This window comes from Erysipelothrix anatis (assembly GCF_009828745.1).
GTDB classification, from domain to species: domain Bacteria; phylum Bacillota_I; class Bacilli_A; order Erysipelotrichales; family Erysipelotrichaceae; genus Erysipelothrix; species Erysipelothrix anatis.
In genome coordinates, this window is sequence record NZ_WTSX01000009.1 from 12,953 (window position 1) to 37,193 (window position 24,241).

23 protein-coding genes are annotated in these 24,241 nt (G+C 33.5%); 15 read left to right on the forward strand and 8 right to left on the reverse strand.

Features of this window, described 5'->3' with window-relative positions; all coding sequences use genetic code 11:
- Positions 1-171: 171 nt before the first annotated feature.
- Genes GVV19_RS07440 through GVV19_RS07450 form a run of 3 tightly spaced genes read right to left on the reverse strand, consistent with a single transcriptional unit; the run spans position 172 to position 3,707 of the window.
- A complete protein-coding gene (locus GVV19_RS07440; RefSeq protein WP_159646746.1) occupies positions 172-1,218 on the reverse strand; it encodes a restriction endonuclease subunit S in 1,047 nt (348 codons plus the stop codon).
- A complete protein-coding gene (locus tag GVV19_RS07445) occupies positions 1,211-3,118 on the reverse strand; it encodes an HsdM family class I SAM-dependent methyltransferase (protein WP_159646748.1) in 1,908 nt (635 codons plus the stop codon). The genes GVV19_RS07440 and GVV19_RS07445 overlap by 8 nt, the downstream gene beginning before the upstream one ends.
- Positions 3,108-3,707 (reverse strand): helix-turn-helix domain-containing protein, encoded by a 600-nt coding sequence (locus GVV19_RS07450; RefSeq protein ID WP_159646750.1) that lies wholly within the window; start codon positions 3,705-3,707, stop codon positions 3,108-3,110. The genes GVV19_RS07445 and GVV19_RS07450 overlap by 11 nt, the downstream gene beginning before the upstream one ends.
- A gap of 179 nt (positions 3,708-3,886) precedes the next feature.
- On the opposite strand from GVV19_RS07450, the gene GVV19_RS07455 reads away from it, so the two are divergent.
- From GVV19_RS07455 to GVV19_RS07475, 5 genes are all read left to right on the forward strand, one after another.
- Positions 3,887-4,222 (forward strand): hypothetical protein, encoded by a 336-nt coding sequence (locus GVV19_RS07455; protein ID WP_159646752.1) that lies wholly within the window; start codon positions 3,887-3,889, stop codon positions 4,220-4,222.
- A 186-nt stretch (positions 4,223-4,408) separates the two neighbouring features.
- Complete coding sequence (locus GVV19_RS07460; RefSeq protein WP_159646754.1) at positions 4,409-5,332, forward strand: replication protein; 924 nt, start codon at positions 4,409-4,411, stop codon at positions 5,330-5,332.
- Positions 5,333-5,342: 10 nt separating this feature from the next.
- Positions 5,343-6,605, forward strand: a complete 1,263-nt coding sequence (locus GVV19_RS07465; RefSeq protein ID WP_159646756.1) for an FtsK/SpoIIIE domain-containing protein — start codon at positions 5,343-5,345, stop codon at positions 6,603-6,605.
- A gap of 84 nt (positions 6,606-6,689) precedes the next feature.
- Entirely contained in the window at positions 6,690-6,899 is a 210-nt protein-coding gene (locus GVV19_RS07470; RefSeq protein WP_159646758.1) for a DUF3173 domain-containing protein, read from the forward strand.
- A 12-nt stretch (positions 6,900-6,911) separates the two neighbouring features.
- The gene (locus GVV19_RS07475) at positions 6,912-8,027 is read left to right on the forward strand and encodes a site-specific integrase (RefSeq protein ID WP_159646760.1); all 1,116 of its coding nucleotides are present in this window, start codon (positions 6,912-6,914) and stop codon (positions 8,025-8,027) included.
- Positions 8,028-8,252: 225 nt separating this feature from the next.
- On the opposite strand, the gene GVV19_RS07480 is transcribed toward GVV19_RS07475, so the two are convergent.
- From GVV19_RS07480 to GVV19_RS07495, 4 genes are all read right to left on the reverse strand, one after another.
- Positions 8,253-9,077: a GIY-YIG nuclease family protein gene (locus tag GVV19_RS07480; protein ID WP_159646762.1), complete on the reverse strand. Its 825-nt coding sequence runs from the start codon at positions 9,075-9,077 to the stop codon at positions 8,253-8,255.
- 156 nt (positions 9,078-9,233) lie between these two features.
- Positions 9,234-9,875 carry a hypothetical protein gene (locus tag GVV19_RS07485; protein ID WP_159646764.1) on the reverse strand — a complete coding sequence of 214 codons (642 nt, stop codon included), beginning with the start codon at positions 9,873-9,875 and terminating at the stop codon, positions 9,234-9,236.
- 233 nt (positions 9,876-10,108) lie between these two features.
- Entirely contained in the window at positions 10,109-11,689 is a 1,581-nt protein-coding gene (locus GVV19_RS07490; protein WP_159646766.1) for a hypothetical protein, read from the reverse strand.
- A 244-nt stretch (positions 11,690-11,933) separates the two neighbouring features.
- Positions 11,934-13,121 (reverse strand): IS256 family transposase, encoded by a 1,188-nt coding sequence (locus GVV19_RS07495; protein WP_159646768.1) that lies wholly within the window; start codon positions 13,119-13,121, stop codon positions 11,934-11,936.
- Between the two features lie 181 nt (positions 13,122-13,302).
- Between GVV19_RS07495 and GVV19_RS07500 the strand changes: the two genes are divergently transcribed.
- From GVV19_RS07500 to GVV19_RS07510, 3 genes are read left to right on the forward strand one after another with little or no spacing between them, the layout of a single operon-like run.
- A complete protein-coding gene (locus GVV19_RS07500) occupies positions 13,303-13,722 on the forward strand; it encodes a cupin domain-containing protein (protein ID WP_159633267.1) in 420 nt (139 codons plus the stop codon).
- A gap of 40 nt (positions 13,723-13,762) precedes the next feature.
- Positions 13,763-14,410, forward strand: coding sequence for an ABC transporter ATP-binding protein (locus tag GVV19_RS07505; protein ID WP_159646770.1), 648 nt, complete (start codon positions 13,763-13,765; stop codon positions 14,408-14,410).
- Positions 14,400-15,158 carry an ABC transporter permease gene (locus GVV19_RS07510; RefSeq protein ID WP_159646772.1) on the forward strand — a complete coding sequence of 253 codons (759 nt, stop codon included), beginning with the start codon at positions 14,400-14,402 and terminating at the stop codon, positions 15,156-15,158. Before GVV19_RS07505 ends, GVV19_RS07510 begins: the two co-directional genes overlap by 11 nt.
- 170 nt (positions 15,159-15,328) lie before the next feature.
- Here the strand turns inward: GVV19_RS07510 and GVV19_RS07515 are convergent, their stop codons facing one another.
- The gene (locus tag GVV19_RS07515; protein ID WP_159646774.1) at positions 15,329-16,516 is read right to left on the reverse strand and encodes an IS256 family transposase; all 1,188 of its coding nucleotides are present in this window, start codon (positions 16,514-16,516) and stop codon (positions 15,329-15,331) included.
- 300 nt (positions 16,517-16,816) lie between these two features.
- Here GVV19_RS07515 and GVV19_RS07520 point away from each other — a divergent pair, with 300 nt between their 5' ends.
- The 7 genes from GVV19_RS07520 (at position 16,817) to GVV19_RS07550 (ending at position 24,197) form a co-directional block, all read left to right on the forward strand.
- Entirely contained in the window at positions 16,817-20,197 is a 3,381-nt protein-coding gene (locus tag GVV19_RS07520) for a SpaA isopeptide-forming pilin-related protein (RefSeq protein WP_159646776.1), read from the forward strand.
- A 111-nt stretch (positions 20,198-20,308) separates the two neighbouring features.
- The gene (locus tag GVV19_RS07525) at positions 20,309-20,677 is read left to right on the forward strand and encodes an LPD28 domain-containing protein (RefSeq protein ID WP_159646778.1); all 369 of its coding nucleotides are present in this window, start codon (positions 20,309-20,311) and stop codon (positions 20,675-20,677) included.
- Positions 20,658-21,803, forward strand: a complete 1,146-nt coding sequence (locus GVV19_RS07530; protein ID WP_159646780.1) for a hypothetical protein — start codon at positions 20,658-20,660, stop codon at positions 21,801-21,803. The genes GVV19_RS07525 and GVV19_RS07530 overlap by 20 nt, the downstream gene beginning before the upstream one ends.
- On the forward strand, positions 21,800-22,720 hold the full coding sequence (locus tag GVV19_RS07535; protein ID WP_159646782.1) for a DNA adenine methylase: 921 nt from the start codon (positions 21,800-21,802) through the stop codon (positions 22,718-22,720). The genes GVV19_RS07530 and GVV19_RS07535 overlap by 4 nt, the downstream gene beginning before the upstream one ends.
- A complete protein-coding gene (locus tag GVV19_RS07540) occupies positions 22,710-23,000 on the forward strand; it encodes an AbrB/MazE/SpoVT family DNA-binding domain-containing protein (RefSeq protein WP_159646784.1) in 291 nt (96 codons plus the stop codon). The genes GVV19_RS07535 and GVV19_RS07540 overlap by 11 nt, the downstream gene beginning before the upstream one ends.
- Positions 22,993-23,343: a DUF3852 domain-containing protein gene (locus GVV19_RS07545; protein ID WP_159646786.1), complete on the forward strand. Its 351-nt coding sequence runs from the start codon at positions 22,993-22,995 to the stop codon at positions 23,341-23,343. The genes GVV19_RS07540 and GVV19_RS07545 overlap by 8 nt, the downstream gene beginning before the upstream one ends.
- On the forward strand, positions 23,343-24,197 hold the full coding sequence (locus GVV19_RS07550; RefSeq protein ID WP_159646788.1) for a conjugal transfer protein TrbL family protein: 855 nt from the start codon (positions 23,343-23,345) through the stop codon (positions 24,195-24,197). The genes GVV19_RS07545 and GVV19_RS07550 overlap by 1 nt, the downstream gene beginning before the upstream one ends.
- Positions 24,198-24,241: the final 44 nt, after the last annotated feature.

Genomic DNA, 24,241 nt, shown 5'->3' on the forward strand with positions numbered 1-24,241 from the left:
AACTACTCCCACTCTGTATCAAGAACAGATGATATAAATGAATATCAAGTAATATTAAGGTTTATTAATGCAAATAGGAAATTTAAATCAGTCTATTTATCAGTCAAATGTGCAATTTTTGCACAATCAATTCTTTTGTACTCAACTTTAGCATGTCGTGAGGCATGCTTTTTACTTATAATAATCTATAATATCTTTCAGAATATCTAATTCTATATTTTTCATTTTATTTTCCATATAGCTATAATCAATGTGTTGTGGCTGTATGACAGGGAGAACTATCTTTTCCTTAATCATCCTTGCATTATTGATTTCTCTATTGAATGAATATTTTACTTCAAGTTTACTAGTAATAGTAGATATATATAAATAACTGTATTTATTTCCTTTCTCGATAGTAAGGGACGTAATATGGTCACTTCCTATATACCTATACGGATGATAAAAACTTTTCCCAACGCTACCACTATTGGCAATACTTAAATTATCATTAAACATCCTAACATCAGTTTCATTCCCTATAAAGCCATCTAATCCATTATTCAAGCCAGTGGATGAAACATAAGGGATTTTTCCATCAATATGGTCTCCTTTTTTTAGTCTTTTTCCTCTTTGAATAGAATTAAAAATACTATCAAATCTAAAAACTTCAAAGTTACTATTCTCTGACAATTCTCTTATTGCTATTTTCAGTTCTTCACTTCTAGACTCATAATACTCAACAACCTTATCTACCTGTTTTTTTCGTTCTTGCTTAATGTAGTCCTCCATGAATTGCCAATGAGGTATACCATCTTCGTCTACTGGTAAAACTATTTTTCTTTTCAATAAACGAGTTCCAGTTAGTCCCTTCCCATATCCAAATCCACTATCTTTGATAGAGCTCTGTAAAGCTTGAACTAGGAAAATCCCTATTTCTTTGTTAAGTCTTTCATGAGTTATATAATACATCTTATTACCTGTAATATATTCGTTTTCTTGATAGAAGAATTCAGCACTTTCCGCACCAAAACTAATAACATTTGAAGGATTAGTTACAAACTCTTCATTCTGTATTATTGATTCATATCCATTATTTAATCCTGTTCTAGTTACATACGGAATACCTCTATCGTACTTTTTGACATCACTGGTATGATACGGTTTTGAATTAACAACTTCAAAAATCTCTGATATTTCAAAAACTTTCCAACTAGTTTTATTTAATATATCATTCATCTTCTTCAACTCCAAACAGATAACCTTTCCCGTGAGTAATCATATTTACTTCAAAAGTTATATAATCTGCGATTGTATTTTTAAAATCTTGTTCAGTCGGTATTTCATCGTTAAAATAATAGAATGAATGAAGCCACTCATCATCAGCTTCAATTGTTGTATTAACACAAAATTTTGTTTCTGCATCTAGTCTATCAAACCATACATCCAATAGATGCTGTTTTTTATCTTTAGCGGAAGGAGTAGGTATTAGCCCTACATGTTTTGATACTTCATACCCATCATTTTCAAAGTTTATAAACTTACTCATCTTATCTTTGCGGTGAGGAACACCTGCGGTAAAAATTGCTATACATGGATTTGTACCTACACCATAGAAAGTATTCTTGTTTAGAGTGATAACTCCCTCTAATGTATGTTTCTTCAATATGTTATTCTTAATATTTTGTTCTTCTTTCGTCTTTCCTGTCATAGAACTTTGTGGCACAATGACAGCAACTTTACCGTTTTGAACAATACTATCTAATAAATGTTCAGTAAATGCTATCTCATATAATGATGGATTTTTCTTTGAACCTTGCGAATATGGTGGGTTCATGAGTCCGACTGTACAACCTTTTTTTTGTAACATAGACGGATTTTGAGCTAGAAAATCCAAATTCTCAAGATTACTTTTTCCATCTCCCCTTAAAATCATATTAGTTGTAGCAATTGTAAACATATAACTTTGGTCTTCTATTCCAAACAATTGGTCTTTTCTAATACTATCTTTTACAAACTCATCATCAGTCATATTAACCATTTTATGCATTGCTGCAATTAAGAAACCCGCCGTTCCACAGCAAGGGTCCATTACCTTATCAGATGGCTTTAAATCAACTAAATCACAAAATAAATCTGTAATATGATTCGGTGTAAGAATAATTCCTAGACTTTGACCATCTCCTCCTGAATATGACATAAACTCACCATAAAATCTTCCGAGGTAGTCTTCAGAATTATTGTTATATCGTATACTTTGATAAATACTATCAAACAAGAATTCAGTATAATGTTTTAGTGGAGTTTTTCCTAAATTTTTATCAACTTGATTAATTTTTGTTGTATCTTTAATAACTGTAAATTGATTTAGTAACTTATCTCTTTTTACCTGAGGCGAAACGTTAGCTCTATCTAAATTATCTTTGATGGCTTCATATATTTTTTGTCCATCAGTCTTATATTTATCACCTATGAGACTTTCAACGCTAAAATTTTTATGTTTTATTTCTTCTAGTGCCAATAGTATTCCAGAAACAATCAACGGTTTATCTTTATCTTGAATACTTCCATAGTTTCTTAAATCTTCATGTAATTTACCCGCATCTCTTAGTATTTCTTGCGTCGTTTTTTCATAATTTGTATTTTCTTCCAAAATTTCTTGTATATAGTATTCCTCTATATTCTGTGCACTAAATGAAATTAAGGTTTCAATTTCTGGAAGAACTTTATAATCTCCTCTTTCATTAATAAATATCGGAGAAATTCTATGTCGTTTTTCATTTCCTGAAATACCTATAGCTATTATCTTTTTATAATTTGTTGTTTTAGACAAATGTTTTCCATAAAATAACGCACCATTGACAGCATAATCACTCACTGCTTTTACATTCTCATCGAGCACGTTATTTTCATCCAATTTTTCATGAAATGAAATTGATGATTTATTTTCTATAACTATTAAAAAATCTTTTACAACACCAACATATTCTGGAAAACCCACATTACCAGTTCCTCTTTTAGATGCTGTCCTTAACGCGTCATTTACCTCTTTAATTGAGGATCCTTGTGGGTCTAGTAAAATATTTGCTTCTTTAGATAAATCATATACCCATAAATCTGTCTTTGCTTCATTCTTCATTCGTTTTCTCTCCTTTATTTCTTTGGATTTTATGATAATTTGCTTCAATATATTGCTCATATAGTTCATTTACATCATAATCTGTTGAATTTATAAAGTCCTCTTCTACCAAAAAAAATTGAATTTCTTGCCTCTGCTTCGATTTTTCAAACAATAAAATCTTTTCCTCTGAGTATGATTTGAAATCACTTTCAGAAATTTCCTTATTGTCTTTTCTATTTTTTAGGCTCTGAATCTCACTTAATAATACTATAAAGTCCTGACTAGCTGATATAGTAGCAAACGTATTCGTGATAATCGCTGAGGGATGATTAAAAGTTTTATCGGAAAAGCCAAATTTCATTTTACTTAGGAGCAATTCCACTGTTGTTTTTGTATTAATAATTTGTTCATTATCCGTATTTTCATTGCAATAGAGCCAATCTAGTGAAACTTGGAACTTATTGGATATTTCAAATCCCTTATCGATAGGGATTTGAGACTCACCTTCATATTTTTTTATAGTGGCTACCGACATATTAATTATCTCAGCCAACTCTTCTTGGGTAATTTTCTCGCGTTCCCTTAGTTTTTTTAAGTTATTCTCCATTTCCCATACTTCCCTTTCTCATTAAAATAAAAATACCAAACATTGAAGGTATAAAGACATTATACCATATACCTAAAAAGTATATTAGTTGAAATAGTATTATTGTATCGTTTAATACTCACATTTTTATTAATATGAAAATACGTTAGGCCTAACGAATTAAAAGGAGGCATAATAATATGCGAAGGCTAAACACAACACTTAGTTTATTTACCAATGCAAATGAATTCGAATTACTTGAGGTGTCACGACGAAAGCAATTCATAGATGGAGAAGCAACTGATGTTTTCGATAGTATCTATAAAATACTATTAAACTATGAGCCAGTGGAAATACGTGTACATGATGATGGAGCAATTGCTGATAAAGCAGATGTTGTTAATTCATATCGACAACAAGGGAACCCGCTTCTCATATCATTTGAAGATTGTCAGATTTCAGTATCACCAAAAACTCAGTACGAACTTAGAATCTATGGCACCGCTAATAAAGCAACCTTAGTCAAAGCTAAATAACTATCAAATAGAGGCTAGCGATGTAGCCGTTAGGCGAAAGAGCTAAGCCTCTACCCCATAAGGGCTTGCTAAAGTTAGTATTACCTTTAGCAACTTCTGTGACTTGTGACAAAGAAATAAGTAAGCTTTGTTAATAAGCAATATTTACGTCACATCATTTTATGACAAATTAAGGCGGTGACAAGAATGAATGCAGATAGTAGAAGTCGAAAATGGCAGATCACTATTAATAACCCTCATGAGAATGAAACGACTCACGATGCTATCATCGAAATAATTGAATCTATGAAAGGTATTGTATACTTCTGTATGTCTGATGAAATTGGAGAAAAAGGAACATATCACACACATATCTATATTGTTTCTAATAACGCAATACGCTTCTCAACGATGAAAAACAAGTTCCCCAAAGCCCACTTTGAAATTGCGAGAGGAACAAGTATTGATAACCGTGATTACATTTTCAAACTTGGTAAATGGTTAGACCATAAAAAGTCTGAAACTAATCTCAAAGATACACATTTTGAATTCGGCGAAGTTCCGCTTGAAAGACAAGGTGCTAGAAACGATTTATCAGACTTATATGACATGATAAAGCAAGGTATGGATAATTATGAAATATTAGAATCTACTCCTGAGAATATGATGAAGTTAGATAAAATCGAGAGAGCTAGACAAGTCATTAAAGAAAACGAATATCGAAATCAATTTAGAGAACTTTCAGTAACATATTTATCTGGAGAAACAGAAACTGGAAAAACTAGATACGTCATGGAAAAACACGGTTATGAAAATGTTTACCGTATAACAGACTACAAGCATCCATTTGACGGATATCAAGGGCAATCTGTGATTTGTTTTGAGGAATTTAGAAGTAGTTTATCAATTGCTAGTATGTTGAATTATTTAGATGGTTACCCTTTAGAGTTACCTTGTAGGTATTCCAACAAAATAGCTTGCTATACAACAGTATACATTATTAGCAATATAGAACTCATACATCAGTTCAAATATGAACAAGTGAACGAAAAAGAAACATGGAGAGCTTTTCTTAGGCGAATCAACAATGAAATAGTATATTCAAAAAAAAGAATCAAAAATAGAAAGTAGGATATATATTATGAAGAATACTTACAAACTGAAATTATATAGAGTAAAAAACGGATTGGAAAAATCCATAACTAAGCCTTGGAAATATCCATACTTGTATATTCATCTAGGACTAACATTTATTCTATTGAATAAAATCATTCACTTTGATAACGGAACGCACTTTATCATACAACTGTTCAAATATATTATTATCGCAGTTATAGCGCTACTTGCTTTGATTAGCTATATTAATATTCTTATTAGAATAGGTACCCCATTAGGAACAAAAAGAACTCATCAGAATCTATACAAAATTGGATTGAAGAATTCCATTGGTGAAATTCCTTGGCTCATAAGTAAAACTAAGTCAAAAAACAAAAATACAATAGTTTATATATTTATGAACAACGGGATATCTTTAGAAGAATTCGAAAAGAAAAAAGAGAAATTAGAAGTAGCACTCAATCTAAAGGTGTTTGATATTGAATATGTAAATGGAAGAAATAAAATTAAACTTATCACCACCTCTCATGACTCTTATGAAACTATCAACTGGAAGGAAGACTACTTACAAGATAAAGACTTTGAACTTGTTCTCGGAGAAACAATGACAGACATAATATCAATCGATATCTCTCGTATTCCACATATTCTGATTGGCGGATCAAGTGGTTCTGGAAAATCCGTCCTCTTGAAGTTACTTTTAAAACAATCCATCAATAAAGGTGCTGATGTTTACCTTGCAGATTTTAAAGGCGGTGTAGATTTTCCAAGAGTCTGGCATGAGAGGTGTAACTTCGTTCTTACCCTAGATGAATTGACATTTACACTTAAGCAAATAATATCAGTATTAGAAACTCGTAAAGAATTACTGGTAAATGCACAATGTTCAAATATTCAAGAATACAATAAGCAAGGAGGATCACTTAATAGAATAATCTTCGCTTGTGATGAAATAGCACAACTCTTAGATAAGTCTGGGTTAAGTAAAGAACAGAAAGAACCAATTGTAGTTATTGAGAGCTATTTAGCAACAATCAGTCAATTAGGACGTGCATTTGGAATTCACCTTATCTTAGCAACTCAAAGACCTGATGCTAATATTTTAAACGGTCAAATCAAAGCAAATATCGGCTATCGAATTTGTGGACGTGCAGATAGTGTTCTATCATCAATCATCCTTGATGATACTTCTGCTAGCACCATGATACCTAAAGATGCTCAAGGACTATTTATAGACCAAAATATGAGAGTATTTCAAGGCTACTGGTTTGACGATAAAGAACTTTAGCATTCATTAAAATGCGAATAATTGATATAATCTTAGATGAGTATATTATCCTCGTCTAAGGTTGTATCTGGAAAGGAGAAAACCATGCTTACAGTTACCAAGCAAGACATCATAGATTTAGGATATGGAACTTCTTTTGCTGCGGATATCATCAGACAATCAAAACTTGTCATGGTAGATAGAGGTTATCCCTTTTATCAATCACGAAAAGTAAATCGAGTACCCGTTGATGTTGTAGAAGAAATTCTTGGAATTACATTGTCTGAAAATACACTTGATTATATTAAAAAATAATGAGGTGATACAATGGCAAATGAACCAATAAAAAAAACCAAAAACGGAACCTACTATTTCAGAGTCCATCTAGGCTTTGATGATAAAGGTAAAAGAATACAGAAATACAAGAGTGGATTTAAAACAAAGAAAGAAGCACGAGATTGTCTATTTGAAATTTTATATCAAAAGGAAGATTATTTACTTGCAAAACAAGATGTTATTCTCTTCAAAGAATATACAGAAAAGATATTTCTTCCTTGGTATAAAACTCAAGTCAAGATACAAACATATGAGAACAGACTTTCGATCATTGAGGCACATTTTAAGCATTTCTATAAAATGAGTGTAGACTCAATTGAACCTATCCATGTTCAGAAATGGCAACTTAATCTCATGAATGGATTGAAACCATCTTATGTGCGTTCAATTCAAGGATTGTTCTCACTTGCAATGGATAGAGCAGTCGTATTAGGGCTAGCTGAACTGAACCCCTCTAAGGTTATTGGAAATGTAAAGAAACAAAAAGTATCCATTGACTTTTGGACTCTTGATGAATTCAAACAAGTTATATCAGTTATCAATACAAAAGATTTTTATGAATATTTTCATTACATCTGCATTTCATTACTGTTTATGACTGGTATGAGAATCGGAGAAGCAACAGCCTTATCATGGAATGATATAGATTTTGATACTGGAGTATTATCGATAACAAAAAATCTGATTTATAAAAGTCAGGAAGATTATAAATACGGAGATACAAAAACAAAAGCAAGTAATCGTCATATCGTTTTAGATAAAGATACACTTGAACTTCTTAAAAAATGGAAATCAATTCAAACTCGAATTATTCCTAAAACAGAATTTATCCTAAGTTATAATGGCTATCCAACACAAAAGCACACACTATCTCATGCAATCAAGAGATATTCAAAGCTCTCTGGAGTACATTCAATCAGGATACACGATTTAAGGCACTCTCACGCTTCTTTACTAATTCAACTAGGAGAAAACCCATTGATTATTAGAGACCGTCTAGGGCATGAAGAAATCGAAACCACGTTAGGCACATACGGTCATCTATACCCTAATACTAATTATGAGGTAGCTAATAAACTCAATGGATTAATCAATCATGTGCAATAAATGTGCAATGTCTAAAAGAAAAAGAGCGTAAACCCTTATAAACAAAGGACTTACTGCTCTTATTCTCTTACTCCCACTCAACGACTTAAAACATGTCACCAATCTCTTTGTCCCCATTTTAAAGGCTATTATGATGTTTAATTTGTCATGATCCTCATGATTCCCTTGTTTCTCAAATTTTTTGACATCATTTTGACATCAATTTATAGATTAAACACTTTATATCTAATTACTATTCATTCCGAATGTTCTAGTTTTCAATGTAGATTTCCACCAAGACTCTCTTTCTAAAATAATCTTCTTATCAACCCTTGAATTATAGTTTTCTAGAATTGCATACTCAAAATTATTCTTTATATAATCAACGCCTTTTAGTTCAATAATTTCGAGAAATTCTTTGTTTCCTCCATGTCCTGTTCTAATATATGACTCCCAACGATTTAGTAACATACCATTATCACCATAGGCTGATCCTACATATAATCTACCGGTTTTTGTATCAGTGATTAAGTAAACTGCTTTCTGATTCTCTAGTGATGAAATCCAATCATTCTTCCGTCGATTGATAATCATTTCTAATTGTTTGAAAGATAACCGCACCTTTTCATATCCTGGAAAACCATCATCGTCAAAAATCGTCGGTAGTACTTCTAGAACCTCGCAGTCCTCAATTATTGAGTCAGCATAATAGACCTGAGATTGGTTTGTTTTTCTATATTTAATAATGGTCCTACCAAAAAACTTAGTATAATGCTCGATTTCTGTTCCTAAGTAATTTATTCCATTTACAATATTTAGATCGGTATCAACAGTTTTTATGGTTGTTAATAACCACGTGTCATATGATAGTTTTAGTAAACAAATAGCTATTTCTCCAACTTTAAAATACCGTTTCTTTTTCCTCCAAAATAACCATTGTTGATTTATTAAATCTGGATCATTCTGATAAAGATCCATTGGATTATCTTGACCATTCCACTGATTCATTTTAATTTTCGTCTTTTTTAACTCGTCACTATTGAGTTGTAGCAAGTCATTCAATTTAATCATCTAATATCATCTCACTCTCTAAATTATCATTCTCTAAGATACTTCAATTTTTATACACGTAACAAAATATTTAACTCAGTCCACTAAAGCTATTTTTTAGTCAACAAAAACTAAATGTTATCATTTTTTACATCCAATCGCTAAACATCTTAACAGTTAACTAATTAGAGAATCTTTAGACACTTTAACAATTAAGCAATATAAAGATTCAATTCGATTACTGACTTCAATGCGACTATACTCATACCATTTCATTTGGTATTTTCCTTTTATACTTAGCGTTCTAGATCTTGCTAAATTTTTTTCTTTAGCTTTTTCTGCAAAAGAATAATTACCATGAATTGTATTTCCTTGGTGAATTGGAAATGAAGCAGCATTGGTGTTAAGCTGAGCTTCTTTTAAAATAGATTGATCCATTGTAATAATAATAGCATAGCCCTCTATAATACTGTCTATGGATCTGACTAATGATTCAATTCTGCTAATATCTCTCAAAAAGTCATATCTTGCGTAGTCTCGAGCTCCTTGATATTTAAGAATAAATCGTTCAGCATTAATTACCGCATCAAGCTTTGTTGTTTTATACTTTAACTCAATTGGAATTTGCAAATTTGTATCTGATACAACCAAATCAGTTCTGTCTGAGGAATCTGGTCGTAGTTTTCTCTCTAAATTAACAATAACCATTGGATACATTTCTTTAATTATCCAAGCGAGCTGAAATTTAAAATCATCTTCAGAATGAAATAAAGTAAATCTCTTTCCTAATTCAAGCATAACTAACTCTATATTAATCATTTTTGTACCTCACTCACTTTTTTCACTAACAATTATCATAGTTAAGGAAACTCGTTACACTAATATAAAATTGACATAAATTTGATGTGTTGATAGTCCCTTACTATACATTTTTGTGTCAACTTTTATAGGGTAAATCCAGTTAAAACTGAATAACTTAATAACGTCCTTTATATTTTTCTTGAGAATTAATTATTCAAAACCTCTTTGTTTGATATTCTCACTAAACAAAATTAATTCTTGAGGCTACTTAATACCACAGAAGAAATTACAGAAAACAATAATACAGCTGTTGTTAAAAACTTTCTAAAGAATGTTTGCTCATCATGTTCATAGTTTAAGTGTGCCAAATCATTTCTTATATTCCATCCTTCGTCATTTTCATCAGATAAAAGATAGTATTTAGCAACTCTTAATTGGGCTATGCCAAGTAGGTCTACAATCTCTGAGTTTTTCTCGGATAATAAATAATTAAGTGTAACACTTTTATTATTTGTAAAGTCGATGTTTCTCCTCTGATATTTGTAAAAGTTCCTAAGTATTTTTTCAATCAAGCTACACATATACATTGTGGGCCCGTAATAATTTGCAATAGATAGTATACACGTCAACTCTGAATCCTTGTCGCTTTTTGATACGTTTTTTAATATATCAGTTAAACTTTCAAAATCCTTTTCCAATTTGTAAGTCTCACTTATACAATAGTAACTGTCAATTACTTCAGCATAAGATTTCAATGCCTTGACTAGCAATTCTGACTCGTTATAAATAATATGTTGCATAAAACTCGAAAGATATGCCATCATATAATTAAGATGAGTCACTCTACTATTTGTAAAAAAAGACTTATTCTCGTTTTGAAATATAGAATCAAATACCGAACCTTCAGCTTCTTCAAGCGATTCAAATACGCTTTTTTTATCATCCACCCTGTGTGTATATTCGAAGAGAATTACTCCATGCTTCGATATCTCTTTTTTAAATAGATCCATTATTTCTGACATATCAACTGTATTATTATATGTTTGTCCATATTTTGTAATAACCTGCCCGAACTTTTGCATGGTAACTATTTCTAATGCTTCGAATTTATAAACCTCCGCTGATTTTGTGTCTTTGAGATATTTAAGCCAATTGTGATAAAAACGTTCGTACAGATAAAACACCTGATCGTCTTCTGTACCGCATAAATCAGATGAAACTAACTGTGAAAAACTATTAGTAATAGCCGTATTAAACCATAGAATTATTTCATTGAATTCTGAAGACTTTAAGATATCAATGTTTTTTATTATAGATGAATCAGTATAATACACTTTGCTTTCAATTATCTTGCTCAACCATCTTCTTAAAGTAGATGGATTTTTCTTAAGGTAGGTAGCGTATAGCTTAAAATTTTTTGGAATTAGTAAATCATGATAACATACATCAAAAAGATATTCCTTAACTGTCTTGTCGATACCATTATTAGGTGCAATTGCGATAATCTCATTCTTGTAAATCAAATGCTCAGTAATTAAATCTTTAAAATACTTATTGATAAGAGTATTGCAGTCTCTTATTGACAGGTCACTTATGTTAAAAAGCAATTCATTTATACTATCAAATCGTTTCAACTCAGATCCGCTTGCAAACAATGAATCATTCTCATGCTTAACATAACTTTGATAAAAGAGATAATTCTGGATTCTCTCGAAATCTGTTCTAATCTCATTTTTATAAGCTAAAAGCAATTTTATAGTTATATCTTCTTGATTAATTCTGGTTATAATATTTGCATTATCACTAACTTCTAATAGGTTTAACAAGCTCATTTTTCTTATCCCTCTCTTCTTAAAATCTGTAGATTATATAATATTTATTGATTATCTTTATAGTTCTTTCCATCTTTATTTATTCTCAACACCAAATTGTTCGAAAGATCATGTGAAATTAGGATCTACTAATTATTATTATAAACTATCATAGTTACTTTATATAGATTGTTTTATACTTCTCATAACTCACACGAGTCAAGTCCATAATCCTGTGTAAAAGTGATTATGTTAGTTAGTGGATCTAATCAATCCACTTTTTAGTTTGTTCTGTAAACTGAGTATACTGTCTTGAACTTGATTCCCATTCTTCGTAAATATCAATGAGTACTGCTCCAATGAGTCTAAGCGCTGATTGTTTATTTGGGAATATTCGAACGACTTTCTCTCGTCGACGTATCTCTGAATTTACACGCTCTAGCATATTTGTATTTCGTAAGCGTGAGTAATTTATTTCTTCGATAGTACAGTATTGAAAACCATCTTCGAATCCCTCATCCAAACACTCAGTCATCTTTGAATATTTACCGATATACTTATCTACGATTTCGTTCTTCAATCTTCGAGCAATTTCTATGTTCGTTGTCTTTAACAATACTTTCAACTCACCTCTAACTTCTTCAGTGTTTTTGCGAGGTAACTTGTCAAATACATTTCTCATGAAGTGTACCTGACATCGCTGCCATGAAACACCTGGAAAGCTTTCTTTGATCGCTTTCACTTCTCTACTATGTGAATCAGAGATAACTAATTTAAGTCCTTGTAAGCCACGTTCAGTAAGTTCTGAATACAATGACTTCCAACTGTCATAAGATTCATTGTCTTGGATTGAGAACGTAAGTAGTTCACGTTCTCCTAAGTCATTAATTCCCAGTATAATGTGGAACGCCTTAGATACAACACGATGATTCTCTCTGACCTTTATAAAGAGTACATCACTTAGTATGAACGGATATTTTTGTGTAAGTGGTCGTGATAGAAAGGTTTCTACAACACCATCAAGTTCACTTGTAAGTGAACTGATGAACGATTTGGATACATTCAACCCGCACAGTTCCTCGACAACCTTGGATACTTTGCGAGTCGATACACCTTGTACATACATTTCCAAAATTGAAGCGAGAAGGGCCTTTTCGTTTCTTTGATATCTATCAAAAAGCGTAGGAGAGAATTCACCGTCACGAGTACGAGGTACAATAAGATTCAATGTTCCAATACGAGTGGTAAACTCTCTTTCATAGTATCCATTTCTTGATGACTTACGATTATCATCTCGTGAATATGGATCAACTTGGATATATTCATCACGTTGTTTCTCCATAAGTTGATTAAACAGAACTGTCAGCACCTGTTTTGCGAGATCATTAGCACCACTGTTCTCGATAAGTTCTTGAATTTGATTTGTGTCTAAAGTAAAATTGATTTGAGTCATAGAGGTCTCCTTATGTTTGTTTGGTTACTAACATAATAACAGAAGCCTCTATGGCTCTTTCACTTTTACACAATTATACGGACTCTATCAATTCTTATTATAAATAAAGTATTTAGTCATTAGTCTTGATTTCGATTGTGATAGTGATTATCATTGTATGTATAAAGAGGAGGAATTTCAGATGTACAATTTTGAAGACAGAGGAAAGAAACCCGTTGTTGAAGATATCGAAGGAATGACATTAGAAAACGAAAACTTTAGAACAACGATTTGGACAGGAAGTCAACTACAAGTAACCGTAATGACGATTCAACCTGGTGATGATATTGGTCTTGAAATTCATGAAGGTATTGATCAATTTCTAAGAATTGAACAAGGTGAAGGCTTATGCGAAATGGGACCTACTGAGGATAATTTAAACTTCAGTGAAGTTGTGAAGGAAGACTTTGCTATCTTTGTTCCTGCAGATACTTGGCACAATGTTACCAACACCGGTACAAAACCTTTAAAACTTTACACTATTTATGCAGGTCCTGACCATTTGAAAGGAACTGTTCACAAAACCCATCAAGATGCTATTGATGATCCAAACGAACACTAAACACTGATTCGTCAGTGTTTTTTTATGAAGGAGTGAGACCATGAATTGTTTTGAAATTAAAGACGTTAATTACACTGTTAAGGAACAACATATCCTTAAAAATATCAATATTGAAATACCGGATGGTTCATTCACTGTCGTAAGTGGACCATCAGGAAGTGGAAAAAGTACACTTCTAAAAGTGATTGGATCTTTAATATCCCCTACTTCTGGAGATATTATTTATCACGAAAAGAATCAAACCTCATATTCACCACAAGAATATAGACAAGAAGTATCCTATTGTTTCCAAACACCCGTTCTTTTTGGAGAGACAGTAAGGGATAATTTAAAATTTCCCTATGAAATTCGTGGGCTTGATTTTGACGAGGGTAGAGCGCAACAGCTGTTGGATACCGTCGGGCTATCAGGATTCATCGACAAAGGAATCAACGATATTTCTGGTGGAGAAAAACAAAGAGTTGCATTGATTCGTAATGTCATCTTCATGCCAAAAGTATTACTATTAGATGAAATCACAAGTGCTCTCGATACAGAGAGCAAACAAGAGGTGTGGAAATTTATCAATAAACTCTATAGTGAAGAAAAATTAACCATTATTTCAGTTACGCATCAAGTGGATGAAATTGAAAATGCAACACATAAAATCATCATAGAAAATGGGAGTGTGGTAAACTATGAATCTTAATGTAAGTCCTCAAACTCTTGTTATGACTTTTCTGCTTGTTTGCGTCGGAATCTTCATCTCATATAAAGAAAAGATAGGTACTGTCAAAGAAATAATTTATAGCATTACAAGAGCAGTAATTCAATTAATTATCGTCGGTTATGTTCTAACCTACCTTTTTGGACTAAATAGTGGTATTGTTACTATCGCCCTTGTTTTAGTTATTGGATTTAATGCATCTTGGAACGCATACAAACGAAGTCAGGGAATGGAAGACGGATTCAAAATATCCCTGATTGCGATATTTAGCGCGTTAACCCTAAGTTTAGGTGTACTCATTGCTTCTGGTTCCGTTGCATTTACACCATCTCAAGTTGTTCCTATTTCTGGTATGATTGCTGGTAATGCCATGACAGCACTAGGCTTAACTTATCGAAATCTTAATAACTTCTTCAGAGATCAAAGACAACAAATACAAGAAAAACTTGCTTTAGGAGCTACTCCAAAACAAGCTAGTAAATCGATTATTAACGAAACGATACGTCTTGGTATGCAACCAACGCTCGATTCAGCGAAGACGATTGGAATTGTTTCTTTACCGGGTATGATGTCAGGATTAATGTTTGCAGGTACAGTTCCTTCATTGGCAATCCAATATCAAATTATGGTTACATTCATGCTTGTAGCAACCACCAGTATCTCATCATTCATTTCCGTAACCTTAGCATATCGGAAAGCATTCAATCAACACGATCAGTTTATACGCTAACTTACAACATGAGTTTCTTTAGACTCATGTTTTTTTATCAGTTAAAAAAGTTGTATACTAAATTCTTGCAATGTCACATTTCAGTCGTTAAACTTATAATGAACTTAAATGTGAGGTTATTTAGTCAAGTCCATAATCCTGTGTAAAAGTGAGTATGTTAGTTAGTGGATCTAATCAATCCACTTTTTAGTTTGTTCTGTAAACTGAATATACTGTCTTGAACTTGATTCCCATTCTTCGTGAATATCAATGAGTACTGCTCCAATGAGTCTAAGCGCTGATTGTTTATTTGGGAATATTCGAACGACTTTCTCTCGTCGACGTATCTCTGAATTTACACGCTCTAGCATATTTGTATTTCGTAAGCGTGAGTAATTTATTTCTTCGATAGTACAGTATTGAAAACCATCTTCGAATCCCTCATCCAAACACTCAGTCATCTTTGAATATTTACCGATATACTTATCTACGATTTCGTTCTTCAATCTTCGAGCAATTTCTATGTTCGTTGTCTTTAACAATACTTTCAACTCACCTCTAACTTCTTCAGTGTTTTTGCGAGGTAACTTGTCAAATACATTTCTCATGAAGTGTACCTGACATCGCTGCCATGAAACACCTGGAAAGCTTTCTTTGATCGCTTTCACTTCTCTACTATGTGAATCAGAGATAACTAATTTAAGTCCTTGTAAGCCACGTTCAGTAAGTTCTGAATACAATGACTTCCAACTGTCATAAGATTCATTGTCTTGGATTGAGAACGTAAGTAGTTCACGTTCTCCTAAGTCATTAATTCCCAGTATAATGTGGAACGCCTTAGATACAACACGATGATTCTCTCTGACCTTTATAAAGAGTACATCACTTAGTATGAACGGATATTTTTGTGTAAGTGGTCGTGATAGAAAGGTTTCTACAACACCATCAAGTTCACTTGTAAGTGAACTGATGAACGATTTGGATACATTCAACCCGCACAGTTCCTCGACAACCTTGGATACTTTGCGAGTCGATACACCTTGTACATACATTTCCAAAATTGAAGCGAGAAGGGCCTTTTCGTTTCTTTGATATCTATCAAAAAGCGTAGGAGAGAATTCACCGTCACGAGTACGAGGTACAATAAGATTCAATGTTCCAATACGAGTGGTAAACTCTCTTTCATAGTATCCATTTCTTGATGACTTACGATTATCATCTCGTGAATATGGATCAACTTGGATATATTCATCACGTTGTTTCTCCATAAGTTGATTAAACAGAACTGTCAGCACCTGTTTTGCGAGATCATTAGCACCACTGTTCTCGATAAGTTCTTGAATTTGATTTGTGTCTAAAGTAAAATTGATTTGAGTCATAGAGGTCTCCTTATGTTTGTTTGGTTACTAACATAATAACAGAAGCCTCTATGGCTCTTTCACTTTTACACAATTATACGGACTCTATCCTCACACGACAATCTTTCTCTTTAGTAATTTATTGAAAATGAATTACAAACGATTACTAATCAAAATAATATCAATCTGAATATATAGTATTAATCTTTTTGCTTTTACAAGTTTATATAAAGGAAAGGAGTTTAATTGAATATTCCAATTCGCGGAAGTCCAAATTGCTGGGCTTCTTTTTAATATCACTAAACCATGAAAGGAAACAATATGAAAAAAATAAATAAAAAACTTACTGCACTTCTGATGACACTTATGCTCATCATTCCAGCCTTACTACAAGTTACTCCAGTTTTGGCTGACAGCATTGACATAACAACACAACCATCTGGAGTCATATCTACCGGATACTATGAAGCAGTAAATAGCCGTGGTTGGGCAGTCCAACGAAAATCTGGTCACAACTCAAATATCATCTATGTTAATGGAGTTGTTGCTTTTTGCATCGAACCTGAAATAGAACGAGGTAATGGAAACGGCTATACCGTTTCTGATTTCAGCCACGATGAGCGCGAAACCTTCTCCCGGATTATCTACCATGGATACGACAACACAGCCAAAACTGGCAAGGACTATGTGGTAACACAAAATGTCTTATGGGAATACATTGCATCTATCCGAAACGATCTTGATATAAATGAATCATGGGGATTTGAAGGCTTTGACTACCAATCTGAAAAACAAACGATTTGGAACAAGGTAAACACTCATAATGATCGCGCCAGTTTTCATAACACTTCGGTTAAACTTAAAACAGGCGAATCAATCACATTGACAGACATCAACGAAGCAATATCACAATCAAGTGTTTCAAATAACGGCGGACTTGATGTTTCCATTTCAGGAAACAAAGTGACACTAACCGCAAATTCTTCATCACCAGAGAAATCTAGAATTGAATTTAAGAAGTATGGAAACATTACAAACGATGCTTCATCTTCCCCACTTCTTTACTCCCACCCGACAATGCAGGATGTTATTACTGGTGGAAATCCTGATCCAATTCCATTTTACGTAAATGTGGAAGTGGAACATAAGGGAACGCTACAAATTGGTAAAGTGAATGCCGAAACAAATGCTCCAGTCCCAAACACAACATTTGAATTATCATTTCATGAAGACATGCGAAATGCGTCTCGTTATACGACAGGTTCAAACGGATTCATCGATAACATCGAACTTGACACTGGCACTTACTATTACAAAGAAGTAGCTGTTCCTGAACCTCTCATTATTGATAACACAGTTCGAACGGTCGAAATTAAAGCGGGTCAACGAACAGAAGTAAGTGTAACCAACGAAGTAGCTAAAGGAAGAATTGTTCTTGAGAAGAAGGACAGTGAAACTGGTGATCTTCTTCAAAATGCTGAATACACAGTTTACAATGATAAGGCATTAACGAAGATTATTGAAATACTAAAGACCGATGTGAATGGTCTTGCTGAATCGCGAACCCTTCCTCTTGGTACTTATTATATTAAGGAAACCAAAGCTCCAGTAGGATATTTGGTTAACGAAAATGTCTATACTGTAAACCTTAACTATCAAGATCAAAACACAAAAATAGTTATTGAGAATCTTGGTGTCCAGGATCAAGTCATCAAAGGTAAAATTCAGATTGTGAAAGTTGAACAGGATCAACAAACACCGATTCAAGGGGCAGTGTTCACAGTTAAAGATATTCATGACAATCTCGTGGAGGAAATTACAACCGATGAAAATGGTTTTGCTTTCACTAATGACTTACGTTATGGTCAATATTTTATCCAAGAAAAATCAACACCGTTTGAATTCTGGATTGATAAAACAATCTACCCAATTTCAATTCTAGAAGATGGTGTTACTCTTGTTAAATACATTCCCAACAAATCTATCGAAATCAAACTTCAAATTTTAAAAACAGATATTGAAACAAGTACTCCATTATCAGGTGCAATCTTTGAAATTCACGACACAAATAACAATGTCGTTTCGTTTGATTACTTAGATGATGCCAATCAAGTGGTGTCACAAACACAACTTGTAACAGATTCAAATGGTATGGCATTAACACGTGGATTCCTCAAAGCAGGAACTTATAAACTTGTTGAAGTACAAGCACCTAAAGGTTATCTGAAATCTGGGCCTATTGAGTTTGTAGTTGACCAAAACACAGAGTATGTCGATTTACCAGTGATTGGATATACCACAACTCAAACGATTAGTAACCACCCCACTCAAATTGAAGTCATCAAACTTTCTGAAAATACAGGACAACCTGCTTCTGGTGCAACTCTGCAACTTATCCACAAAATGTCAGGAAAACTCATTCAAGAATGGATTTCAGGTGATGAACCAATACTCTTCAAGGGTCTTGAGATTGGAGAAAGCTACATTATAAAGGAAGTTTTTGCACCATCTGGTTACCTACTAGCTAAACCTTTAGAATTTACTGTTCAAGAAACCAATGAACTTCAAAGCATTGTTGTGTTAAACGAGCTAGAACCTGAAATTAAAACACAAGCCTTTTATGAATCAGGAAATAAAGAATCCCAAGTCTCAGAATCAATGACAGTCATTGATAGGGTCACATATAAGAATTTGATTGTTGGCAAAGAGTACACACTGAAAGGAACACTACTTACAATAGACACTCAAAATATTGTTGCAAAAAATGAAGTATCCTTTATTCCTGAAAGACCAGATGGTTTCATCGACATTACTTTTATCTTCGATGGTTCAACCCTTCTTGGTAAAGAACTGGTCGTCTTTGAAGATTTGTATCGTGGAACACGTCGAGTTGCCACTCATTCTGATATCACTGACCAAGATCAAACTGTTAATATCCCTTCAATAGGAACACAACTTAGCCTCAAGAAACTAGACCCTTCAAATCCTAATCATCTATCGTTGACAGATGTTGTATCCTATAAACAATTGTCAATTGATCAAACATATCATGTCAAAGGTTGGGTAATGGATAAACAGACAGGACTCCCTCTTTTAGTAGATAACAAAGAAATATCTTCTGAATTAGACTTTACACCTAAGTCAAAATCAGGAACGCTTGAAATGATGTTTGAACTTGATTTGTCAAATCTATCTAAAGGTGATTACGTAGTCTTTGAAGAAATTTATCTCGGTGATGAACTCGTTGCAGAACACAAAGATATCAATGATAAGAATCAAACCTTTTCATTAGTTGAAGTGATCGTTCATAAAGTAGATAATATGAACAATCAATCATTAGAGGGTGCAGAGTTCACATTATTTGATGAAAATAATCAACCGCTTACCCAAAGAACAACAAACGAGCAAGGATTGGCTCGTTTTTTAATGCCTATAGGTTCTTATAACTTAAAAGAAACCCAATCACCCAAAGGTTATCGTCTTGATAATACTGAGGTCCAACTTGAACTTATTGGAAATGAAATAAACCATGAGATTAAGCTTGTCATTAAGAATGAGAAAGTTCCTGAGCTTCCAAATACTGGAGTTTCATCACCAAATCCACTGCTACTTTATGGCTTGCTAGGAATCGGTTCGTTTTTACTTATCATATCCAACATTATGAAGAAAAAGGAATCAAATCATGAAACACTGGACGATTAAATTTAAAACCCTCTTCACAGTTCTTGGGTTATGCATTTTCGCACTAATTCTCATAAGGTTGAAAATCAATGGTCTCTTAAATTCACCGAACGTTTTAAGTGGAGGTTCACTATGAAAGATCACAACTTAAAACTTGCCATCTGTAAAGGTCATCTAGTCGCTTTTACTTATGGAAGAATTAAACAAGATCAATTAAATGTGAGTCTATATAAGTACGATATTCAATCAAGCGATGACGGTTTTGAACCTTCTGCCATTAAACCAACAATTCATGTCAATCATTGGGGAACACTAGTAACTAGAGTTCCTCTTCCTTTGGATGAGTCGGGTTGGCTAATGTTGGATCATCTCGAAGATTTTATTGAACTTCAACGTATGATCATTACTCAAGAACAGTATGCTGAATTATCAGAAGATGTTATTCAAACGTTTTTAAAAACTAGTCAGGAGGAACAAAACTATGGCACTCATCAGATTTAGAATGAACAATGGCGATATCGGATCGTATGACTTCCCCCTCAAACTAACACAGCTCAAAGAATTCTTCCCGAATCGAACCATTGAGTTACTTGAAGAGAAACTCACACCATGGCTTAGCGCTCAGAATCATCAAACACTTAATGCATATGAGTTAAATGCATTTATACGCTTATATGAAAGTTTAACTGACTTTGAGCAAAAAAAGATAAATGCGATTGCATCTTTAAACTCATCACTCACTTTGAATGAACTAACACAGCATATTCAGCACCTTCATTACTTTGGTCTCATCAATAACTTCGACGATTATACCGTTTCAGATAATCTTGCACGAGAACTTTTTATACAACATTATCCTAATGGGGTTCCGGATGGGATTATTGGAACAGATAATGAACCTGAATGGTTTGATGACGGTGATTGGGCTAAACAACATCTTGAACATCATCAAACCAATTACGGATGGCTCTTTGTTCTTAATGATAAAATCCCATCGATTTCCAAGAACGAACATCTATACTACTCACGATGGCTAGAAGAATCATCAGTTCAAGTTACTGTTACCAACCCAACGAATCAATCATTTATCAGACTGTCACTTTGTCTTGATGACACTGAAATTGAAGAATCATGTTTACGACTGGATGTGGAGTCCACTGATGATTTAACGTTATCTTTTGAAAACGTGAATCTTGATGGGGAACTATTTAATCATATCGAATCCGTCCTTATAGAATCTAATATCCTATCGAGCAATGCCTTTATCTCAGACATTAGTAGACTCCATTATAAAGAGATTCAATGTTTTAATACAGTTTTAGATCACATTCAAGTTGATGACCTGAGTCAATTACAAATGATTCTGGCGTCACTTAATGATTTTAAACTTGTGGAAACTGAGATTAATACCCAAGCACAATATGCCTCAATCAAACTCAAGGAGTTCGCAAGGAATAATTGGGATGAGTATCAAGAGTGGATTGATGATTTCTTAGACTACGATGCTGTAGGTAAGGCTATGATAGACAACAATACGATCATTAAAACAGAAAATGGATTTCTTGAAGTTCCTGATGAATTCAGTCACTTCTTTGAACATCTTGCAATAAAGGAACAAAAACTATGAAATCCTACTTACCATGGATTGGTGGTAAAGGCGCACTGCTTCATGAAATCATGCCACGACTTCCTTCCATCATCAATAAATATGTCGAACCTTTTGGTGGCGGTGCTTCAGTACTTTTTGGAAAACCAATTTCTCGCCAAGAAGTCTACAACGATTATCAAAAGGATCTCGTTAATCTATTTCAAGTTGTTCGAGATCGTCCGCTTGCTTTTATCGATACGATGGGATATCTTCCTCTTAACTCTCGTGATGAATATAAAATCATTCTTGAAATTCTCAGTGGACAACTTGAAGATACTTTGTTTTTAAAAGATGAGCTGAAGATTGCGAAGAAAGTCTTTGATCCACCACGTTATGAAGAAATCAAAAATCTATTAACCACCAAGGCAGAACAGCATGATGTGAAACGTGCTGTTCTTTTCTATAAAGCCATTATTTGGAGTTATGGTTCACGTGGAAAATCTTATGGTAGTCGGGTTTTAACTTTACAGAATTTAAATCGAACCATCATGAGAGCCAGTCATCGTTTAAGGCGTGTTGTGATTGAAAATCGAGATTTTGAAGATTTGATTCAAACTCATGATTCGGATACTACCTTCTTCTATTGTGATCCTCCTTATTTTGAAACTGAAAAGATTTATGATGCAGACTTTTCCAAAGAAGATCATAAGCGACTGCGTGATTGTTTAAAACAGTGTAAAGGATTGTTTTTATTATCCTACAACGACTGTGAATATATTCGAGATTTATATCAAGACTTTATGATTGTTCCTGTCAGCAGATTAAACAACTTACGACAACGCTATGAAGCTGGTAGTACCTTCCCTGAACTACTTATTGCAAACTATGACATTAACTTAAATCAAAATCAACATCCATATCAACAAACACTCTGGGAGGAACCTTATGAAAACTGATATTTCTGTCTTTAAAGTCTTAGATGATAAAGGACGTGTTGTAATTCCAAAAGAATACCGTGACATTGCATCGTTACAACCGGGTGATGTAATTAAAATTATTGCTGATACCAAAGGTATTACTTTAAGAAAAGTTGGCATTGTTGATCATGATGCACAATCACCCCAAGACATCGAAAGTATCATTCAAAATGCCTTAAACTCTTTACCACAATCAAGACAGCTCAAGGTTGCGAAAACAATCTTAAACACACTAGAAAGGAACCAAACCAATGATTAAAAAGTTAACAAATCCTAAAGTGATGAAGTGGATTCTATCCCTACTCTTCATCACTCTTTTACTTCTGATATTTGTACATCCAACCTATGCACAAGGAAATGTATCAGGAGTTATTGAAGAAACGTGGAATAATGCAGAGAGTCAGATTCGACAGGTCGTTAATAATGTCATCTTTCCTGCACTCAGTATTATTCTTGCCATCTTCTTCTTTGTGAAACTGGGAAGCTCATACTTCGATTACAAACGAAATAACGATCGGTTTGAGTGGACTGCCCCTGCAATTCTCTTTGTTTGTCTTGTCTTCACTCTTACTGCTCCAACCTATATCTGGCGGTTACTGTAATGTTTATTTGGGATTTTATCGCCGAGAAGATCTTTGATCAGATCACCGATTGGATCCATGCACAGATTGTTTCATTTCTCGGTGAGTTCTTCGGCATGATTAACAACATGGGAGCTGAACTCTTTGACTTTGTTTGGGTTCAAGCAATTGTTATCTTCTTTAACTATCTTGCTTGGGCAATGTTTACAGTTGGACTGATTCTTGCCGTCTTTGAAACTGCCATTGCCTATCAGAATGGTCAAGGTAATGTTGGTAATACCCTTTTGAATATTCTTAAAGGATTTATTGCGACATCACTGATTACCACCCTACCAATTGAACTCTTCAAGTTTGCGATATCAATGCAGACATCCTTATCCGTTAGCATTGCAGGATTATCAAATAGTACAGGAACCATTGGTGAACTCGCAACCTCATCAATAGGATTTGTTGGTACCCTATCTGTATCAGCCATCTTTTCAGTATTCCTACTCATTGCTTTAGGTTATGCTGTCATTAAAGTTTTCTTTAGTAATCTAAAACGTGGTGGTATACTCCTTACTCAGATAGCTGTAGGAAGTTTATACATGCTATCCGTACCTCGTGGTTTTACTGATGGCTTCATTGGTTGGTGTAAGCAAATCGTTGCATTGTGTCTAACTACCTTCTTACAGTCCGTATTCTTGGTTGCAGGATTAATGGTTTTTAAGGACAACTTATTACTTGGAGTAGGACTGATGATGTCAGCAAATGAAATACCACGTATAGCGGATCAATTTGGTCTTGATACGTCAACACGTGGTAATATGATGGGAACCATCTATGCAACTCAAAGTGCTTTGAATATTGTTAAAACAGTTACTAGTAAAAGCTGATATATAATGTTTCAACATTCTATATTTGAACTAATAAGCCGATA

Coding starts and splice junctions, on each gene's coding strand:
- GVV19_RS07440 (WP_159646746.1), bottom strand. CDS start 1,218: ATGAATGATATATTAAATAAAACTAGTTGGAAAGTTTTTGAAATATCA.
- GVV19_RS07445 (WP_159646748.1), bottom strand. CDS start 3,118: ATGAAGAATGAAGCAAAGACAGATTTATGGGTATATGATTTATCTAAA.
- GVV19_RS07450 (WP_159646750.1), bottom strand. CDS start 3,707: ATGGAGAATAACTTAAAAAAACTAAGGGAACGCGAGAAAATTACCCAA.
- GVV19_RS07455 (WP_159646752.1), top strand. CDS start 3,887: ATGCGAAGGCTAAACACAACACTTAGTTTATTTACCAATGCAAATGAA.
- GVV19_RS07460 (WP_159646754.1), top strand. CDS start 4,409: ATGAATGCAGATAGTAGAAGTCGAAAATGGCAGATCACTATTAATAAC.
- GVV19_RS07465 (WP_159646756.1), top strand. CDS start 5,343: ATGAAGAATACTTACAAACTGAAATTATATAGAGTAAAAAACGGATTG.
- GVV19_RS07470 (WP_159646758.1), top strand. CDS start 6,690: ATGCTTACAGTTACCAAGCAAGACATCATAGATTTAGGATATGGAACT.
- GVV19_RS07475 (WP_159646760.1), top strand. CDS start 6,912: ATGGCAAATGAACCAATAAAAAAAACCAAAAACGGAACCTACTATTTC.
- GVV19_RS07480 (WP_159646762.1), bottom strand. CDS start 9,077: ATGATTAAATTGAATGACTTGCTACAACTCAATAGTGACGAGTTAAAA.
- GVV19_RS07485 (WP_159646764.1), bottom strand. CDS start 9,875: ATGATTAATATAGAGTTAGTTATGCTTGAATTAGGAAAGAGATTTACT.
- GVV19_RS07490 (WP_159646766.1), bottom strand. CDS start 11,689: ATGAGCTTGTTAAACCTATTAGAAGTTAGTGATAATGCAAATATTATA.
- GVV19_RS07495 (WP_159646768.1), bottom strand. CDS start 13,121: ATGACTCAAATCAATTTTACTTTAGACACAAATCAAATTCAAGAACTT.
- GVV19_RS07500 (WP_159633267.1), top strand. CDS start 13,303: ATGTACAATTTTGAAGACAGAGGAAAGAAACCCGTTGTTGAAGATATC.
- GVV19_RS07505 (WP_159646770.1), top strand. CDS start 13,763: ATGAATTGTTTTGAAATTAAAGACGTTAATTACACTGTTAAGGAACAA.
- GVV19_RS07510 (WP_159646772.1), top strand. CDS start 14,400: ATGAATCTTAATGTAAGTCCTCAAACTCTTGTTATGACTTTTCTGCTT.
- GVV19_RS07515 (WP_159646774.1), bottom strand. CDS start 16,516: ATGACTCAAATCAATTTTACTTTAGACACAAATCAAATTCAAGAACTT.
- GVV19_RS07520 (WP_159646776.1), top strand. CDS start 16,817: ATGAAAAAAATAAATAAAAAACTTACTGCACTTCTGATGACACTTATG.
- GVV19_RS07525 (WP_159646778.1), top strand. CDS start 20,309: ATGAAAGATCACAACTTAAAACTTGCCATCTGTAAAGGTCATCTAGTC.
- GVV19_RS07530 (WP_159646780.1), top strand. CDS start 20,658: ATGGCACTCATCAGATTTAGAATGAACAATGGCGATATCGGATCGTAT.
- GVV19_RS07535 (WP_159646782.1), top strand. CDS start 21,800: ATGAAATCCTACTTACCATGGATTGGTGGTAAAGGCGCACTGCTTCAT.
- GVV19_RS07540 (WP_159646784.1), top strand. CDS start 22,710: ATGAAAACTGATATTTCTGTCTTTAAAGTCTTAGATGATAAAGGACGT.
- GVV19_RS07545 (WP_159646786.1), top strand. CDS start 22,993: ATGATTAAAAAGTTAACAAATCCTAAAGTGATGAAGTGGATTCTATCC.
- GVV19_RS07550 (WP_159646788.1), top strand. CDS start 23,343: ATGTTTATTTGGGATTTTATCGCCGAGAAGATCTTTGATCAGATCACC.